General features: G+C 64.2%; 1 protein-coding gene. It reads left to right on the top strand.

The features are described from left to right. A partial coding sequence (locus tag HX807_RS25500) for an amino acid adenylation domain-containing protein (RefSeq protein WP_177051476.1) occupies positions 1–1,695 on the top strand: 1,695 nt, incomplete at both ends.

Below are 1,695 nucleotides of genomic sequence, written 5' to 3'. Positions count from 1 at the left end.
CGCCGATCCGCAACGGCGCATCGGGGAATTGCCGCTGCTGGACGCGACCGAGCAACAGCACAACATCGCCCAGTGGAACCCCGGCCCGCGCAGCTTCCCAAGCGACACCTGCGCCCATCAACTGATCGCCGAGCAGGCCCGTCAACGGCCTGACGCCGTGGCCCTGCGTTGCAACGGCCAGACCCTGACCTACGCCGAACTGAATGCCCAGGCCAACCGCCGTGCGCATCAGTTGATCGCTCACGGCGTGGGGCCGGACGTGCTGGTGGGCCTGGCCGCGGAGCGGGGTATCGAGATGATCGTCGGGCTGCTGGCGATCCTCAAGGCCGGCGGCGCCTATGTGCCGCTCGACCCAACCTACCCGCAGGACCGCCTGGCCTACATGATGCAAGACAGCGGCATCCAGCTGCTGCTGGCCCAGGCGTCGCTGGCCGGTCAATTGCCGGTGCCTGACGGCGTGAAAACCCTGCTGCTGGATACCGACGTCAGCGCCTTTGCCGACAGCGACCCGCAAGTCGTCGTGGATCCTTCGAACCTCGCCTACGTGATCTACACCTCCGGTTCCACCGGCAACCCCAAAGGCACCTTGCTTGCGCACCACAACATCCTGCGTCTGTTCGCGGCCACTGAACCGTGGTTCGGTTTCGGCCCGCAGGACGTCTGGAGCCTGTTTCACTCCTATGCTTTCGACTTCTCGGTCTGGGAAATTTTCGGCGCACTGCTGCACGGTGGCGAGCTGCTGATCGTGCCGTACGACGTCAGCCGCTCGCCCCAGGAATTCCTCGACCTGTTGTGCGACGCGGGCGTCACGGTGCTCAACCAGACGCCGTCGGCGTTCAAACAGTTGATGCACGTGGCTTGTGCCGACTCACGGGCCAATGCCCTGCGCTACGTGGTATTCGGCGGCGAGGCGCTGGACGTCAAGAGCCTGCGCCCATGGTTCGAACGGTTTGGCGACAGCGCGCCACAGCTGATCAACATGTACGGCATCACCGAAACCACGGTGCACGTCACCTACCGTCCGCTGTCGGTGGCTGATCTCGAGCTGGACGCCAGCAGTCCGATTGGCGAACCGATAGCCGACCTGTCGTGGTACCTGCTCGACGGTGAACTGAACCCGGTGGCCAAAGGCTGCATCGGTGAACTGTATGTTGGCCGCGCCGGCCTGGCCCGGGGCTACCTGAAGCGTGGCGACCTGACGGCACTGCGTTTTATTCCCGACCCGTTCGGCGAAAGCGGTGTGCGGTTGTACCGCACCGGTGACCTGGCGCAATACCGCAGCGACGGGGTGATCGAGTACATCGGCCGGATTGACCATCAGGTGAAAATCCGTGGCTTCCGTATCGAACTGGGTGAAATTGAAGCGCGCCTGAACGCCCTGGCGGCGGTGCGCGAAGCCGTGGTGTTGGCCCAGGAAGGGCTGAACGGCCAGCAATTGGTGGCTTACGTGATCCCGGCGCAAGGCGCCGAGGATGCAGGCGCCCTCAAGGCGCAGTTGAAAGCGGACCTGCCGGACTACATGGTACCGACGCACCTGCTGTTCCTGAATGAATGGCCACTGACCGCCAACGGCAAGCTCGACCGCAAGGCCCTGCCGCAGCCGGACGCAAGCCAGGTACAGCACGAATACGTGGCGCCGCAAAGCGCGCTGGAACAGCAAATCGCAACCGTCTGGCAAGACGTGCTGAAACTGGA

The organism is Pseudomonas sp. D8002 (genome assembly GCF_013385695.1).
Classification (GTDB): Bacteria; Pseudomonadota; Gammaproteobacteria; order Pseudomonadales; family Pseudomonadaceae; genus Aquipseudomonas.
This window is presented reverse-complemented; position numbering and strand designations above follow the sequence as displayed.